Genomic DNA, 14500 nt, shown 5'->3' with positions numbered 1-14500 from the left:
GTGTTGGGGTTGGTCGTTCGGTGGTTATGGCGGAGGGGAAACACCCGGTCCCATTCCGAACCCGGAAGTTAAGCCCTTCAGCGCCGATGGTACTGCATGGGAGACTGTGTGGGAGAGTAGGACGCCGCCGGACTCATATTATGGAAGGCCCCGCCGTTTTCGGCGGGGCCTTCCGCATTTCTGGGCCATCATGCGCCGTGCGCGCGGTGAAGGCCGGCGCGATCCGTCATGTAGACGAGAGTGTTCGTTAGAGTAGGGTGGCTCTCCGACTCTTCCGACGTCCGCCTCCAGTGAGGACGACCGCCGACCATGACCCAGCCGCAGCAACCAGGTCAGCCGCAATGGACGACTCCGCCTCCGCAGCCGAGCCGGAACCCGCCGGCAGGACATCATGGGCGGCCGTTCGGCCCACCAGGAATGCCTCAGGGCGTGCCCCCGGGAACACAGTGGGGGCCGCAACCTGGAGGTCCGCCAGGGCCCGGGTACCCGGGAATTCCCTACCAGCACCCCGCTCCGTACGTGCCGGCGGGTGGTCAGGCGCCACGCGGGCGCGGGATGAGCTGGCTCGGCCTGGTGGTCGCGGGGGCGGCGGTTCTGCTGCTGGTCTCAGCGGTCCTGCCGTGGGTGAAGGTGACGTTGCAGGCGGACGGGCTCACCTCGGGGGCCGCCCACTCTCTGGACAGGTCGTTCAACGGTTTCGAAGGCGCCGTCGGCTGGGGTTACCTGACGCTGGTGTGCGCTCTGGCCGCCGGTGCCCTCGGTGTACTGGGCGCGGTTCTCCGGAATGGACGGCTCGTCGGTGCGGCGACGATTCCGGGATTGCTCGGCCTGCTTTCCGTGGGTCTCGCCGCCACGCGCCTCGACTCCGCCAAGTCCACGGTTCTCGACGGTCAGCCCCGCGCCCTTCCGCCCGTGGTCCGGGTTCTCCTCGGAAAGCAACTGCACGCCTCGTTGGACATCGGCTGGTTCGTGGCGCTGCTGATGACCCTGGTGATCATCGGCGTGGGCGTTGCGGCGTTCGCGGCCGCCGTTGGACGGTCGTCCGGCCCGGTGCGGCAGCCGCCATTGCCGCGGCAATGATCGAGGTCATTGTTTCTCGCTGATGTTTGCGTGACAATCGTGAGGCTCGGGGCGCTGGTGGAGTAGAGGCGCAGGATCGGGCGCGGGGGACGCCGGCCGGTGGTGATACGGGCCGGGTCGTGATCGGAGAGACATGCTCAGGCGTACTTTGGTCGGCGCGTCCGTCGCCGCGCTCGTCGTCGGGGGAACGGTGACCTATCTGGTCTCCGACGGGTCGGACGCCACGACGTCCGCGACCGTCCGGCCGGGCCCGGGCCCGGGACGCGTGAGCCAGCACGCGTTGCGGGACCTGACGGCCGGTACCGCGGCGAAGAAGGTGGCGGGTCTGCCCGCCGCGTCCACCGAGCGGTTCAGCCTGCTCGGCGTGACGTGGGATAAGCCGCGGTCGGAACTGCGCGGGACGGTCCGGGTCCGGACCCGGGACGCCGCGTCCGGACGCTGGTCGGGATGGCGCGACGTCGAGCCGGAGACCGAGGACGCCCCCGATTCCCGCGAGAGCGCGGGCCCGGGGAGCCGCGGCGGGACGAGCGGCCTGTGGGTCGGTCCCTCCAACGGCGTCGAGGTGCGGGTGACCGGGCATGGCCGCACCCTCCCGGCCGGGCTGCGCGTCGACCTCGTCGATCCCGGCGACGGATCGGGCGGGAGCGGGACGTCCCGTCCGCGAGCCGCGGGTGAGGGCGGCACCGATGTCCGGCTCGCGGCGGCAACCGAGCCGGTCGACTCGCCCGCGCCGGACGCCTCGTCGAGCCCGACTCCGGAACCGTCCGCCTCCACCAGCGCGGAACCGGCCGAACCTCCGTCGCCGTCGCCGTCAGCATCGACGAGCACGGCTCCGTCGCCGTCGCAGCGCGCGGCGGTCTCGGCCGCGGTCACCGCGCCGAAGCCGGCGATGGTGTCGCGGGCGGCGTGGGGAGCCGACGAGTCGCTGGTCAAGGAGCCGCCGGAGTACGACACGTCGGTGAAGGCGGTGTTCGTCCACCACTCCGACACCGGCAACTCCTACACGTGCGCGGAGTCGCCGTCGGTGGTGCGGTCGATCTTCCTGTACCACGTGAAGAGCGAGGGCTGGAACGACATCGGCTACAACTTCCTCGTGGACAAGTGCGGCACCGTGTACGAGGGCCGCGGGGGCGGCGTCGACCGTCCGGTGCACGGCGCCCACACCTACGGGTTCAACACGGACACGGCCGGGATCGCCGTGCTCGGCACTTACACGAACGCGAACGAGACCCCGGCGGGCGTCGCGCCGACCCAGGCGGCGCTGAACGGCGTCGCCAAGGTGGCGGCGTGGAAGCTCGGCCTGACGGGCGTCGACCCGACGGGGAAGACGACCCTGACGTCCGCGGCGCCGAACGGGACCGGCGGGAAGTACCCGTACGGGCAGAAGGTGTCGTTCAACACGATCTCCGGGCACCGTGACGGGTTCGCGACGGCCTGCCCGGGCGCGCAGCTGTACGCCAAGCTCGGCGACATCCGCACCGCCGCGAAGAAGCTCACGACTCCGGCGGTGGCCGTCACGCTGACCGGCGCGGCGAACGTGGGCGGGCGCTACTACACCAAGAGCGCGGTGACGGTCGGGTGGAAGCCGGTCGAGTCGGCGACGTACCAGGTCCGCGTGGACGGGACCGTCGCGGCGACGCCGGCGCCGGGCGCGTCGTCAGCGGCGCTGACACTGCAGCCGGGTACGCACAGCGTCGTGGTGCACGCCACGTACGGCGACGGCAGCACGGCCGACTCGCCGGCGTCCACGGTCGTCGCGGACGTCACCAAGCCCGTCTTCGCGACGCCGCCGGCGCTGTCGCTGCGGCGCGCGACGGTCAGCACGACCGCCGTTCCCGTCACGCTCGGCTGGAAGGCCACCGACAACGCGCTGCTCACCTCGGTCAAGGCGACGTCGCCGGCCGCCAAGACGTTCGCGGGCACCGCGACGAGCTGGGCGGCGACGGCGAAGCCGGGCGCGGCGCAGTCGTGGTCGCTGACGGCCGCCGACGCCGCCGGGAACACCGCGGCGTCCGGGATCTCCCGGAGCGCCGCCCTCATGCCGGAGGGCCAGTCGAAGCGCACCGGGACCTGGAAGAAGACGACGAACAGCTCCTACCTCGGCGGGTACGGGCTCTACAGCGCGAGCAAGGGTGCGAGCGCGAGCTGGACGTTCACCGGGCGGGAGGCGGGCCTGGTCGTCAAGCGGCAGTCGAACGTGGGCGCGGTCGTCGTCTACGTGGACGGCGTGAAGGCGGGCACCCTCGACACCCGCGCCTCCACGCTCGCGTACCGGCAGCTCGCCTGGACGCGGTCGTGGAAGAGCAGCGGCCAGCACACGATCAAGGTCGTCGTCGCGGGGACGTCCGGGCGGCCGACCGTCTGCATCGACGGGATCGCCTACCTCCGCTGACGGGGCGGACACCGAAGGGCCCGGCGTGCGCGACGCCGGGCCCTTCGGCTTCGGATCCCGGGCTCAGATCTCCTCGCCGGCCAGGACGGCGTCGGCGTCGACGATCCGGTACGCGTAGCCCTGCTCGGCGAGGAACCGCTGCCGGTGCGCGGCGTAGTCCTGGTCGAGGGTGTCGCGGGCCACGACGGCGTAGAAGCGGGCGCCCTTCCCGGACGCCTTGGGCCGCAGCAGCCGGCCGAGGCGCTGCGCCTCCTCCTGCCGCGACCCGTACGCGCCCGACACCTGGACGGCGACGGTGGCCTCCGGCAGGTCGATGGAGAAGTTCGCGACCTTGGAGACGACCAGCACGTTCAGCTCGCCGGACCGGAACGCGTCGAACAGCCGCTCGCGCTCGCGGACCCGCGTCTCGCCCTTGATGACCGGCGCGTCCAGCAGCGCGCCGAGCTCGTCGAGCTGGTCGATGTACTGGCCGATGACGAGGGTCTGCTCGCCCCGGTGCCGGTCGACGAGCGCCTGGATGAGCTTGGTCTTGGTGTCGGTGGTGGCGCAGAAGCGGTACCGCTCGTCGGGTTCGGCGGTGGCGTAGGCGAGCCGCTCGGAGTCGGTGAGGGTGACGCGGACCTCGACGCAGTCGGCGGGCGCGATCCAGCCCTGCGTCTCCATGTCCTTCCACGGCGCGTCGTAGCGCTTGGGGCCGATCAGGGAGAACACGTCGCCCTCGCGGTCGTCCTCGCGGACGAGGGTGGCGGTGAGGCCGAGGCGGCGGCGGGCCTGCAGGTCCGCGGTCATCCGGAAGATCGGCGCGGGCAGCAGGTGCACCTCGTCGTAGACGACCAGGCCCCAGTCGCGGGCGTCGAACAGCTCCAGGTGCGCGTAGGCGCCCTTCCGGCGCGTCGTCATGATCTGGTAGGTGGCGATGGTGACCGGCCGGATCTCCTTCTTCGTGCCGGTGTACTCGCCGATCTCGTCCTCGGTGAGCGAGGTGCGCCGGATCAGCTCCTGCTTCCACTGGTGCGCGGAGACGGTGTTGGTGACCAGGATCAGCGTGGTCGCCGCGGCGCGGGCCATCGCGGCGGCGCCGACGATGGTCTTGCCGGCGCCGCACGGCAGGACGACGACGCCGGACCCGCCGTGCCAGAACGCGTCGGCCGCGTCGCGCTGGTAGGAGCGCAGCTCCCAGCCGTCCTCGACCAGGGAGATCGGGTGGGCCTCGCCGTCGACGTAGCCGGCCAGGTCCTCGGCGGGCCAGCCGAGCTTGAGCAGCGCCTGCTTCAGCGAGCCGCGCTCGCTCGGGTGCACGACGACGGCGTCGTCGGAGACCCGGTCGCCGAGCATGCCCTTGATCTTCCTGGCGCGGAGCACCTCCTCCAGGACCGACCGGTCCGAGGAGGACAGCACCAGCCCGTGCACGGGGTGCTTCTCCAGCCGCAGCCGCCCGTACCGCGCCATCGTGTCGGCGACGTCCACCAGCAGCGCGTGCGGGACGGGGTAGCGGGAGTACTTGATCAGGGTGTCGACGACCTGCTCGGCGTCGTGCCCGGCGGCGCGGGCGTTCCACAGCGCCAGCGGCGTGACCCGGTAGGTGTGGACGTGCTCGGGCGCCCGTTCGAGCTCGGCGAACGGGGCGATGTCCTTGCGGCAGGCGTCGGCCAGGTCATGGTCGACCTCCAGCAGCAGGGTCTTGTCGGATTGGACGATGAGCGGACCGTCGGTCAATGCAGAAGCCCCCGTCGATGATGGCGATGGCTCGTCCGGACGCCGTGCACGCTACCCGAGGCGTGCCGGCGCGTCGCGCGTTCCGGGCGGGACCGCAGGGTTCAACGCCCGGACCGCCCCCGATATTGCGTCGGCCCCCTCCGGCGCGCCGGGCCGGCCGGCGCCGCGGCCGGTCAGACGCCGCCGGACGAGGTGTAACCCGGGTCGCTGGTGGCGATGATCGCGAAGTACACGACCGCGAGGATGATGCCGATCAGGATGGACGCGGCGAACAGCGACCAGCTCCAGATCGTCAGCCTCCGGGCGGACGCCGGGTCGGTGTTCACCCGGCCGAGCGCCAGAGCGCCGGTGATGATGCCGGGGATGGCGACGATGTTGCAGCACAGCACCGCCACGACGCAGTTGCACACGAGGGCCGCGATGGTGGAGCCGTTGCTCGGGCGCGCGTGCGGCACGCCGGGAGGCCCGTAGGGGTAGCCCTGCTGGCCGTACGGGGGTCCCTGCGGGCCGTAGGCGCCGGGGTCGTCCCAGCCCGGCGTGCCGCCGTAGCCGCCATAGCCGCCGTAAGGGTCCTCCCAGCCCGGCGGCCGCCCTCCGTATCCGCTCACCCGAAGCCTCCTCGTGCTCGAGGGCACGCTACCCGCCCGACACGACACTTGGTTGGACAGAACGGACGTCCCGCCGGTTCCGTCCGGACCGGAGCCGGGCCGGAGCCGGGCCGGAGCCGGGCCGGAGCCGGGCCGGAGCCGGGCGGGTCAGGACGCGCCGGGCTCCTCGTCGAGCTCGGCGACGCCGGTGATGCGGTGCAGGGCGAAGCGGTGCACCGCCGCGCGGGTCGCGTCGTAGCCGGTGAGGAACCCGCCCTCCACCCGGACCGGCTCGACGATCCGGCTGGACGCCTGGCCCTGCTGGTCGAGGTAGCCGATCCAGACCCGGCCGCCGCGGTCGACGGCGCCGCGCAGCCGCTCGATCGTCGCCATCGCCGGGGACCGGGGCGGCTCGCCGGACGGGGCGTCCGCGCGCAGCCGGGCCTGCTCGGCGCCGTGCCGGGACGCCTCGTCGCCGGCCCGCAGCGCGCGCACCGCCGCGGAGATCATCGAGGCGTCGGCGGTCTCGTCCGGCCGCAGCCGGACGATCTCGGCGGTCGGCGGCGGCTCGGCGCGCTGCGCGTCCGGCCGGGTCACGATCACCCCGCCGCCGGGCGACTCGGCGACCGGCGCCAGGCCCATCGCGCGCAGCCCGTCGAGCAGCTCGGCGCGGTGCAGGCCGGACGCCAGCACGGTCGGGGCGAGCCGGTGCAGCCGCAGCGCGTCCGAGCGCCGGTCGGCGAGGATCTCGTCGAGCGTGCCGGCGGAGTCCGTGCGCACGTAGGAGGCGAGGGACCCGACCCGCAGGTGCCCGTGCCGGCGCGCGACGTCCTCGATGAGGTAGGTGAGCGGCTGCGGCAGCGGCGTCGCCGAGTGCCGGGCCAGCAGGCCGGTGACGTCGGCGGCGGTGCGCCCGGCGTCCAGGGCGCGGCGGACCGACTCGGGCGTGAACCGGTACACGGTGGCGCCGCCGGTCGACTCGACGTCGGCGGCGAGCGCCAGCTCCCGGCTCAGCTCGGTGACCAGCGGGCCCGGCGCCACGGCGGTCAGGTCGGCCTGGATGAGGATCCGGTCGACCGGCTCGGGCAGGTACTTCTCCAGGCCCGGCTCGGGATCGTCGCCGGCGAGCAGGTCGCGGGCGAACGGCGCCAGCTCGCCGAACCCGGTGAGGCCGAGCACGGCGGCCTCCCGCAGCGTCCAGCCGGCGAGCCGGTCGCGGACCGGGCCGCCGCGGCGAGGACGCAGCCACGCCAGCCGGGCGCGCAGCGCGTCGGCGTCCACGGCCGCGCCGCGCTCCGCCCCAGCGAGGACCTCCAGCACGGCGCGGCGGGTGGCGGGCGCGCTGCCGCGCACCATCGCCTCGCTCAGCGCGTTGATCAGCCGGTCCCGGTCGTCGCGCTCGCCGGCGAGGCCCGCGGCCCGGTCCGACTTCAGCCAGCCGCGCGCCAGCTCCGTCCAGCGGCCGGCGGTGTCGCGCATCAGCCACAGGTCGTAGGCGGGGGTCGGCAGCCATTCGCCGTCCAGGTCGCCGCTGCGGGTCAGCAGGCCCGCCGCGTACGCGACCTCGACCAGCAGCGCCGCCTTCCATTCCGGGACGTCCAGCAGCGTCGCGGCGTTGCGCAGGTCGCGGACGGCCAGGCCGCCGCTGCGCAGCACCGGCGGCGGCTCCAGGCCCCAGCGCTCCAGCAGCTCCTCGGTGAGCCGGACGGCGTTGAACGCCTCCCCGGCGGCGGCGCGGACCACCATGTCCTCGCCGCGCGGGGTGCCGGACGGCCGCGCGCCGAGCGGCGGCGGCTCGGCGGACAGGTCCTGGAACAGCCGCCCGCCGCGCAGGTGCAGCGCGACCTCGCGCGGCAGGGTGACCGTCCGGTCGTCCTCGGCGGCGAGGAGGCCGCGCGCGAGGAGCCGCTCGATCGGGGTGGCGGCGGTGTCGATCCGGACGGGCCGGCGCGCGTCGGCGACCCGCCCGACCGGCGGGCCCCAGGCCAGCGCGTCCAGCGCGGCGCGCGCCTCGGGACCGGCGTCCTCGACCAGCGGCGCCGGGTCGGCCAGCAGCTCGGCGAGCCGGCGCAGCAGCCGCGCCGCGTCGGCGAACCCGCGAGGCGCCTCGCCCTGCAGGTCGGTGACGAGCGCGGTGAGCCGCTCGACGGGGTACCCGGCGAACACCTCCTGGACCGGCGGGCCGAGCCCGGCCGGATGCGGCAGGCCCTGCCGGACGCCCGGGGCCGCGGTCAGCGTGCCCTCGCCCTCTCCCGGGCCCGCGCCGCTGATCCACACCAGCCCGAACCGCAGGAGGAGGTCGACGGCGTCGCGGGCCTGCTCGGCGGTGGCGTCGAGCGCCGCGGCCAGGGTCTCCGGCAGCACCGGCGGCGGCAGCACCAGCACCGCCTCCAGCACCGCGAGCGTGAACCGGTCGAGCCGGTCGAGCGCGCGGGAGACCGCGGCGGGCGTGGCGGCGCGGGCGGCGAGCGCGGTCAGGTCGGCGGGGACGGGCGCGAGCAGCTCGGGACGCGCGGACAGCAGCGCGCGCAGCTCCTCGTCGCCTCGCGCGCGCAGCCAGTCCGCATACGAATCCATGCCGTTCGCCACCTTAGTGTCGCGTGCGCCCTGCCCCGCCGCGCCCCGGCGGCGGCGCGTCCGCGCACGTCGGACGCCGCGGGCGGGAGACCCTCCCAGCGTAGGAGGCGGCCTGCCGGGGCCGGTGCGGTGCCGCGGCCCGGGGAGGAACGCGCGCCGGACGGGCCGTCCGGCGCGATGAGGGGGCCGGCCGAGGCGCCGGTCAGGCTAGGTCGCCGGGGTGCGCTCCAGGTCGACCAGCCCGAGCCCGAGCCGGGCCCAGCTCTCCACGAACCGCTTCTCGTCGATCCGCGTGGGCGGCTCGTACATCGACTCGTTCGCCAGCCAGTAGTTGACCACCGCGCCGCCGAGGATGGAGGCGACGGCCGCCCAGTCCTCCTCGGCGCCCGCGTACTCCGGCTGCTGCGACAGCCAGGTCGCGATCCCGTCGTACAGCGGGTTGACGATGCCCTCGCGCATCTCGGCGACCAGGTGCGGGAACTGGTCGAGGTCGCGGAACAGCACCCGGATCAGGTCCTGCTCCTCGCGCATCTTGGCCAGGCCCGCCTGGCAGGTCATCCGCAGCCGCACCTCCAAGGGGCGGTCGGCGAACACCTCCGCCTGGTCCAGGACCGTGCTGATCTGCCGGCGGGTCCGCTCGATGTGCTCGCGGATGGCGGAGGCGAGCACCTCCTCCTTGGACCGGAAGTGCCGGTACAGGCCCCCCGCGCCGGGCGACAGCCCGGCCGCCGCCTCGATCTCGGCCACCGAGGTCGCCGCGTAGCCCCGGTCGGCGAACAGGCGGAGCGACTCGGCCACGATCCGCTCGCGCGTAGATGTCGTCATGGTGATGAATTCCTCCGCAAGAACAGTAAGGCATCCTGGACCTGCGGGGCCCTGCCGCGGCCCGGCGCGCCCGAATTCGTGACCCGTCTCGCCCCGCGCCGGGTGCGGCTAGAGTTCGTTGCCCCGCGCCCCTGTGCCGGAAGGGGCGTCCCCGGAAGGGTCGACATGTTCATGTCTCCGCGGAAGGCGGCCGACGGGGCCTTCCTCCCCGAGGACTTCGTGGTGCCCACTCTGGTCGCCGGACCCCGCTTCCAGATCCGCCCGATCACCGTGCACGACGTCGTGAAGGACTACGGCGCCGTGATCGGCAGCCTGGACCGGCTCGCCGGCCGGTTCGGGCCGGAGTGGGGCTGGCCGGACCGCGAGTTCACCTTCGAGCAGGCGCTGGTGGACGTGGCGTGGCTGCAGAAGGAGGGCCAGCTGCGCCGCTCCTTCAGCTACGTGGTGAACACCCCGGACGGGGAGCGCCAGCTCGGCCGCATCCACGTCGCGCCGTCCGACGACCCCGGCGTGGACGCGGTCGTGGTGTTCTGGGTGCGCGCCGACGAGGAGGACACGGCGCTGGAGAAGGACCTCGAGGACTTCGTCCGCGAATGGGTCACCACGGCGTGGCCGTTCGAGGTCGTCCGCTTCCCAGGCCGATAGCCCTCCCGCCGGCGGCGCCGGTTCAAACCGTGCCGGTTCAGGTCGAGCCGGTTCAGGTCGAGCCGGTTCAGTGCGTGCCGGTCAGGCCGCCGCGCGGCGGACGGCGCTCACGATGACCCGTCCGACGACGAGGTAGACCAGCGCGGCGAGACCGTAGTTGACGGCCACGTCGGCCTTGGCGTTGTCGGGCTGGAAGACGTCCTTGAACTGCCAGGCCAGATCGTCCGCGCGGGCGCCGAACCAGTGCACGATGTCGTTGCCGGTGTTCGCCTCGAACACCACGAACAGGATGTGCACCGCCAGGATCAGCACCACGACCGTCGTCACGACCGAGATCACGGTCGCGAGGAGGCCGACGGCGCGCTTGCGGGTCGCCGCGCCGGACCCGCCGAACCGCCGCCGGGCGCGGTGCTCGCCGGGGTCGACGCGGGTCCCGGTCATGGCGTGCCGCGCGGTCGCGCCCGTCCCGGCGGGTTCGGTCCGTCCGGGACCCGGGTTGTTCACCGTGCGGTCGTGCTCGTCCGCCCTGTCATCCGCCCTGTTTTCCGTCATGGGGGGCGCCCTCCTTCGCCGGGCCGGCCTGCGGCTGATCGTCCTTGGGGTGGGGGTGGCTCGTTCGAGCCCTACGTTTTTCCTGGTCAGAAGGTTTTCGGTAGGGGGTGCGGGCATAACCACGGCACGGGCGGCCGCCCGGGACCCGGCAGACCAGACCGGGCCGGGGCATCCAAGGCTCCCGCGCCAAGAGTTCCCGCGCTCTCCTACTCGGATCCCGTCGCATCGCCACTACCGGGAGAGCGCGGGTACTTGCGTCCGGGGCCGGTCCGAAGCCGGCCGACCCGGGACCGTCCCGCACGTTACGCGGCACTGGCGATCGCTCCATACCGGACCTTTACCCTGTTGGGCGTGCTGGACCTTGATTCGCCGAAGATTCCCCGTCCGGATGGTGCCGGATTCGCCGTCGGCTTCGACCTCGACCTGACGCTGGCCGACACGCGTGCCGCCATCGGGGCGGTGTACGCGGCGCTCGCGGCGGAGAGCGGCGTCCCCATCGACGTCGACACCGTGGTCAGGCGGCTCGGGCCGCCGTTGGAGGTGGAGCTGGCGTACTGGTTCCCGCCCGAGCGGATCCCCGCGATGGCGGACCGGTACCGGGCGCTCTACCCGGACGTCGCGCTCCCGGCGACCGAGGCGATGCCGGGCGCCGCCACGGCGCTGGCGGCCGTCCGGGCGGCGGGCGGACGGGTGGTCGTGGTGTCCGGCAAGAACCAGCGCGACACCGAGCGCACCGTCCGCTTCCTGGGCCTGGACGTGGACGCCGTCGTCGGCGGGCTGTTCGGTGCCGACAAGGGGACCGCGCTGCGCGCGCACGGTGCCGGCGCCTACATCGGCGACCACACCGGCGACGTGGACGCCGCCCGCGCCGCGTCCGCGGTGGCCGTCGGGGTCGCGACCGGCGCGTTCGACTCCGCCGCCCTCACCGCCTACGGCGCGGACGTGGTCCTGCCCGATCTGCACGCGTTCCCGGAGTGGCTGTCGGGGTTCCGGGCGGCCTGATATCGAGGTGCCGCGGGGCGGGGGTCCGGGATAGCTTCATCCCGTTGTCCCAAAGGGCTTCGCGGGCGTCCCGGCGTGTTCACCGGTCCCCGCCGAGGCACTAATCTTGGGGTCGATTCAGGACGATTACCGAACGAGGTCTCCCGTGCCGACTGGCAAGGTCAAGTGGTACGACTCCGACAAGGGATTCGGCTTCCTCACCCGCGACGACGGCGGTGAGGTCTTCGTGCACTCCTCGGCGCTGCCGGGCGGGGTGACGACGCTCAAGCCTGGCCAGCGCATCGAGTTCGGCGTGGTCGAGGGACGGCGCGGGCAGCAGGCGCTGCAGGTGCGCGTCCTGGAGAGCCTGCCGTCGGTCGAGCGGACCATCGCCAAGCAGCGGCGCAAGAAGCCGGACGAGATGGTCGTCATCACCGAGGACCTGATCAAGCTGCTGGACGGGATCTCCAACACCTACCGGCGCGGCAAGCACCCGGCCCCGGCGGAGGCCAAGAAGATCGCCACGGTGCTGCGCGCGGTCGCCGACGACATCAACCCGTAGCCGACGACGTCGACCCGTAGCCGCCCGCCTCCCGCCCGGGGCGGGCGGTCAGGCGCGCATCTCGGGGTGGGCGTCCTTGATCGGGGCGCTCGCGCGGGAGCGGACGCGGCGGTGCGCGCCCGCCCGGCGGGTCAGCAGCAGCGCCAGCGACAGCGCGAGCGCCGCCGCGACGATCGCCAGCGCGACCCGGCCGTCCGCGACGATCGACATGCCGAGGCCGAGCAGCCCGCCGACCACCCAGGACAGCTGGTGCAGCGTCTCGGTCACCGCGAACGTGGACGAGCGGACCTCCTCGCCGATCTCCCGCTGGACGACCGCGTCCATCGACAGCTTGCCGAGGACCTGGCCGAGCCCCGCGGCGAGCGAGACGGCGAGCGCGGCCCACAGCCCGAAGAACAGCGCGGACACGGCCGTGACGGCGGTGACGGCGGCGAGCGTCGCCGACACGATCAGCCGGGGCGCCCGCGCCTTCATCCAGGCGCCGAGCGCGGTGCCGGCCAGGCCGCCGGCGCCCGCGAACGCCGCGAGCAGGCCGAGCGCGACGTTGTGCGACACCGGGTCGAACCGCTCCTCGCGCAGCAGGAACGCCAGGTAGAGCACCAGGAAGCCGGACAGCGCGCGCAGCACCGCGTTGGCCTGCATCGCCTCGGCGACGACCGGGCCGACGCGCGGCAGCGTCCGCCAGTGCCGTCCGGCCGGTCCGGCGGGCGGCCGCGCCTCGTCGGCGGGCGCGCCGTCCGCCGTCTCCGGGGCGGGGACGGCCGGGGCCTCGCCGGTGTCGGGGACGTCCACCCGCTTGGGCAGCCGCATCGCGAACACGATCCCGAGCAGGAACATCGCCGTGCCGATCCGCAGCACCCAGCCGGGCCCGACCAGCACGGCCAGGCCCGCGCCGGCCGGGGCGGCGATCGACGAGCCGACCAGCCCGGCGAACGAGGCGCGCGCGTTCGCCGTCACCAGCGTGATCTCCTCGGGCAGCAGCTGCGGCGTCACCGCCGCCCGCAGCACCCCGTAGGCCTTGGACACCACCAGCACGGCGAAGGCGGCCGGCAGGAAGGTGATCGGATCGTTGTGCGCGACGGCGCCCGCCATCCCCCAGCACAGCAGCCCGCGGATCGCGAACGTGCTGGCCAGCGCGTACCGGCGGACGTGGCGCATCCGGTCCAGCGCCGGGCCGATCAGCGGCGCGACCAGCGCGAACGGCGCCATCGTCACCAGCAGGTACAGGGCGACCTGGCCGCGCGCCTGGTCGATGTCCAGGCCGAAGAACAGCGTCCCGGCGAGCGCGACGGTGACCATCGCGTCCCCGGCCGAGTTCAGCGCGGACGCCTCGATCAGGACGCCGAGCCCGCTGCGCCCGGCGCCGTGCGCGTGCGTGACGCGCCGGGTGAGCCGCCCGGCCCCGCACAGCGTGGAGCGCACGCCGCGCAGCGTCCGGCCCGCGCCGCCCACACCGGCGCGCACGGAGCGTCGCAGTCCCATCGCGCCCTGATCTTCTCCTCGCGGGGTCGTGGCCGTGGCCGCGGTCCCGGGCCCGCCTCGTCGCGGATCCGGCCGCCTGATTGAGGGTACGTTCCCTTCTGGCGGGCCGGATCACCTCGCGCCGGGCGGGAGCCCGTGTGTCGGGTCATCCCCCGTGATGCGCGAGAATCGAGATGTGAGCCCAACGCGTCAGTCCAGCCCCGCGCGTCCCGCCGCCGCGCGCGCCATCTCCGGGCCCGCCCGCCGGACCCGCCCGCCCGCCGTCGACGCCGCCTGCGCCGAGGCCGTCGACCTCGCGCGGACGGCCGCCGAGGAGACCGCCCATCCCGCGCCGGTCGGCGAGCACCTCGGCCTGCGCGCCGAGGGAGACCGGGTGGTCACGCACTATTTCGCCGCGCTGGACCCGGCCTACACCGGGTGGCGCTGGGCCGTCACGGTCGCCCGCGCCGCCCGCGCCAAGATCGTCACGGTGAGCGAGTGCGTGCTGCTGCCCGGCGACGACGCGCTGCTCGCGCCGCAGTGGGTGCCGTGGCTGGAGCGGCTGCGCCCCGGCGACCTCGGCCCCGGCGACCTGCTGCCGACCGCGCCCGACGACGTCCGGCTCGCGCCCGGCTACACGCAGATCGACGACACGGTCGAGCGCGAGGCGCAGTGGGAGCTCGGTCTCGGGCGGGTCCGGGTGCTGTCGCGCGAGGGCCGGGACGAGGCCGCGGCCCGCTGGTACGACGGCGTCGCGGGGCCCCGCGCGCCGATCGCCGCGTCCGCGCCCGCCCAGTGCTCGACCTGCGGGTTCTACGTCGCGCTGGCGGGTGAGCTGCGGCAGGTGTTCGGGGTGTGCGCCAACGAGTACGCGCCCGACGACGGGCGCGTGGTGTCGGCCGACCACGGCTGCGGCGCGCACTCCGAGGCCGTCGACATCCCGGCCGCGTCCGAGCACAACCCGCCGGTGATCGACGAGCTGGGCTACGACGTCGTCCCGTCCGCGGTCGAGGACGTCGAGCCGCTGGACGACGAGGCGCTCGGGCACAGCTGATCTACGAGGCGGCCGGTCCGGGGCGTCGGGGTGCTCCCTCGGCGGGCCCGGTCCGCGCGCGGCGAGGG

The 14500-nt window shown here is 74.2% G+C and carries 12 protein-coding genes and 1 rRNA gene; 7 read left to right on the top strand and 6 right to left on the bottom strand.

Annotation, left to right across the window (positions count from 1 at the left end; genetic code table 11):
- The first annotated feature begins 16 nt into the window (after window positions 1–16).
- The 3 genes from rrf (at window position 17) to QP089_RS39970 (ending at window position 3472) form a co-directional block, all read left to right on the top strand.
- Window positions 17–133: ribosomal RNA gene (gene rrf, locus QP089_RS39980) — 5S ribosomal RNA — on the top strand.
- Window positions 134–555: 422 nt separating this feature from the next.
- Window positions 556–1080: a hypothetical protein gene (locus tag QP089_RS39975; RefSeq protein ID WP_285919287.1), complete on the top strand. Its 525-nt coding sequence runs from the start codon at window positions 556–558 to the stop codon at window positions 1078–1080.
- A 133-nt stretch (window positions 1081–1213) separates the two neighbouring features.
- Window positions 1214–3472 (top strand): peptidoglycan recognition protein family protein, encoded by a 2259-nt coding sequence (locus QP089_RS39970; RefSeq protein ID WP_285919285.1) that lies wholly within the window; start codon window positions 1214–1216, stop codon window positions 3470–3472.
- 63 nt (window positions 3473–3535) lie between these two features.
- Here the strand turns inward: QP089_RS39970 and QP089_RS39965 are convergent, their stop codons facing one another.
- From QP089_RS39965 to QP089_RS39950, 4 genes are all read right to left on the bottom strand, one after another.
- On the bottom strand, window positions 3536–5188 hold the full coding sequence (locus QP089_RS39965; protein WP_285919283.1) for a DNA repair helicase XPB: 1653 nt from the start codon (window positions 5186–5188) through the stop codon (window positions 3536–3538).
- 173 nt (window positions 5189–5361) lie between these two features.
- Window positions 5362–5796 (bottom strand): hypothetical protein, encoded by a 435-nt coding sequence (locus QP089_RS39960; protein ID WP_285919281.1) that lies wholly within the window; start codon window positions 5794–5796, stop codon window positions 5362–5364.
- A 147-nt stretch (window positions 5797–5943) separates the two neighbouring features.
- Entirely contained in the window at window positions 5944–8352 is a 2409-nt protein-coding gene (locus QP089_RS39955) for a helicase-associated domain-containing protein (protein WP_285919280.1), read from the bottom strand.
- A 207-nt stretch (window positions 8353–8559) separates the two neighbouring features.
- Window positions 8560–9177 carry a TetR/AcrR family transcriptional regulator gene (locus QP089_RS39950; protein ID WP_285919278.1) on the bottom strand — a complete coding sequence of 206 codons (618 nt, stop codon included), beginning with the start codon at window positions 9175–9177 and terminating at the stop codon, window positions 8560–8562.
- 171 nt (window positions 9178–9348) lie between these two features.
- Between QP089_RS39950 and QP089_RS39945 the strand changes: the two genes are divergently transcribed.
- Window positions 9349–9822 (top strand): GNAT family N-acetyltransferase, encoded by a 474-nt coding sequence (locus QP089_RS39945; RefSeq protein WP_285919276.1) that lies wholly within the window; start codon window positions 9349–9351, stop codon window positions 9820–9822.
- An 81-nt stretch (window positions 9823–9903) separates the two neighbouring features.
- On the opposite strand, the gene QP089_RS39940 is transcribed toward QP089_RS39945, so the two are convergent.
- A complete protein-coding gene (locus QP089_RS39940; RefSeq protein WP_285919275.1) occupies window positions 9904–10374 on the bottom strand; it encodes a hypothetical protein in 471 nt (156 codons plus the stop codon).
- Between the two features lie 351 nt (window positions 10375–10725).
- Here QP089_RS39940 and QP089_RS39935 point away from each other — a divergent pair, with 351 nt between their 5' ends.
- Both QP089_RS39935 and QP089_RS39930 read left to right on the top strand, forming a co-directional pair.
- Entirely contained in the window at window positions 10726–11376 is a 651-nt protein-coding gene (locus tag QP089_RS39935; protein ID WP_285919273.1) for an HAD family hydrolase, read from the top strand.
- A 145-nt stretch (window positions 11377–11521) separates the two neighbouring features.
- Window positions 11522–11917, top strand: a complete 396-nt coding sequence (locus QP089_RS39930) for a cold-shock protein (protein WP_151546065.1) — start codon at window positions 11522–11524, stop codon at window positions 11915–11917.
- Window positions 11918–11965: 48 nt separating this feature from the next.
- On the opposite strand, the gene QP089_RS39925 is transcribed toward QP089_RS39930, so the two are convergent.
- Window positions 11966–13399: an MFS transporter gene (locus tag QP089_RS39925; protein WP_285919272.1), complete on the bottom strand. Its 1434-nt coding sequence runs from the start codon at window positions 13397–13399 to the stop codon at window positions 11966–11968.
- 226 nt (window positions 13400–13625) lie between these two features.
- Between QP089_RS39925 and QP089_RS39920 the strand changes: the two genes are divergently transcribed.
- On the top strand, window positions 13626–14432 hold the full coding sequence (locus QP089_RS39920; RefSeq protein WP_285919315.1) for a DUF3027 domain-containing protein: 807 nt from the start codon (window positions 13626–13628) through the stop codon (window positions 14430–14432).
- Window positions 14433–14500: the final 68 nt, after the last annotated feature.

It is taken from the genome of Actinomadura opuntiae (assembly GCF_030283205.1).
GTDB lineage: Bacteria > Actinomycetota > Actinomycetes > Streptosporangiales > Streptosporangiaceae > Spirillospora.
This window is presented reverse-complemented; position numbering and strand designations above follow the sequence as displayed.

Excerpts from the sequence above, each read along its gene's own strand:
- QP089_RS39975 (WP_285919287.1), top strand. The coding sequence starts at position 556 with ATGAGCTGGCTCGGCCTGGTGGTCGCGGGGGCGGCGGTTCTGCTGCTG.
- QP089_RS39970 (WP_285919285.1), top strand. The coding sequence starts at position 1,214 with ATGCTCAGGCGTACTTTGGTCGGCGCGTCCGTCGCCGCGCTCGTCGTC.
- QP089_RS39955 (WP_285919280.1), bottom strand. The coding sequence starts at position 8,352 with ATGGATTCGTATGCGGACTGGCTGCGCGCGCGAGGCGACGAGGAGCTG.
- QP089_RS39950 (WP_285919278.1), bottom strand. The coding sequence starts at position 9,177 with ATGACGACATCTACGCGCGAGCGGATCGTGGCCGAGTCGCTCCGCCTG.
- QP089_RS39945 (WP_285919276.1), top strand. The coding sequence starts at position 9,349 with ATGTCTCCGCGGAAGGCGGCCGACGGGGCCTTCCTCCCCGAGGACTTC.
- QP089_RS39940 (WP_285919275.1), bottom strand. The coding sequence starts at position 10,374 with ATGACGGAAAACAGGGCGGATGACAGGGCGGACGAGCACGACCGCACG.
- QP089_RS39925 (WP_285919272.1), bottom strand. The coding sequence starts at position 13,399 with ATGGGACTGCGACGCTCCGTGCGCGCCGGTGTGGGCGGCGCGGGCCGG.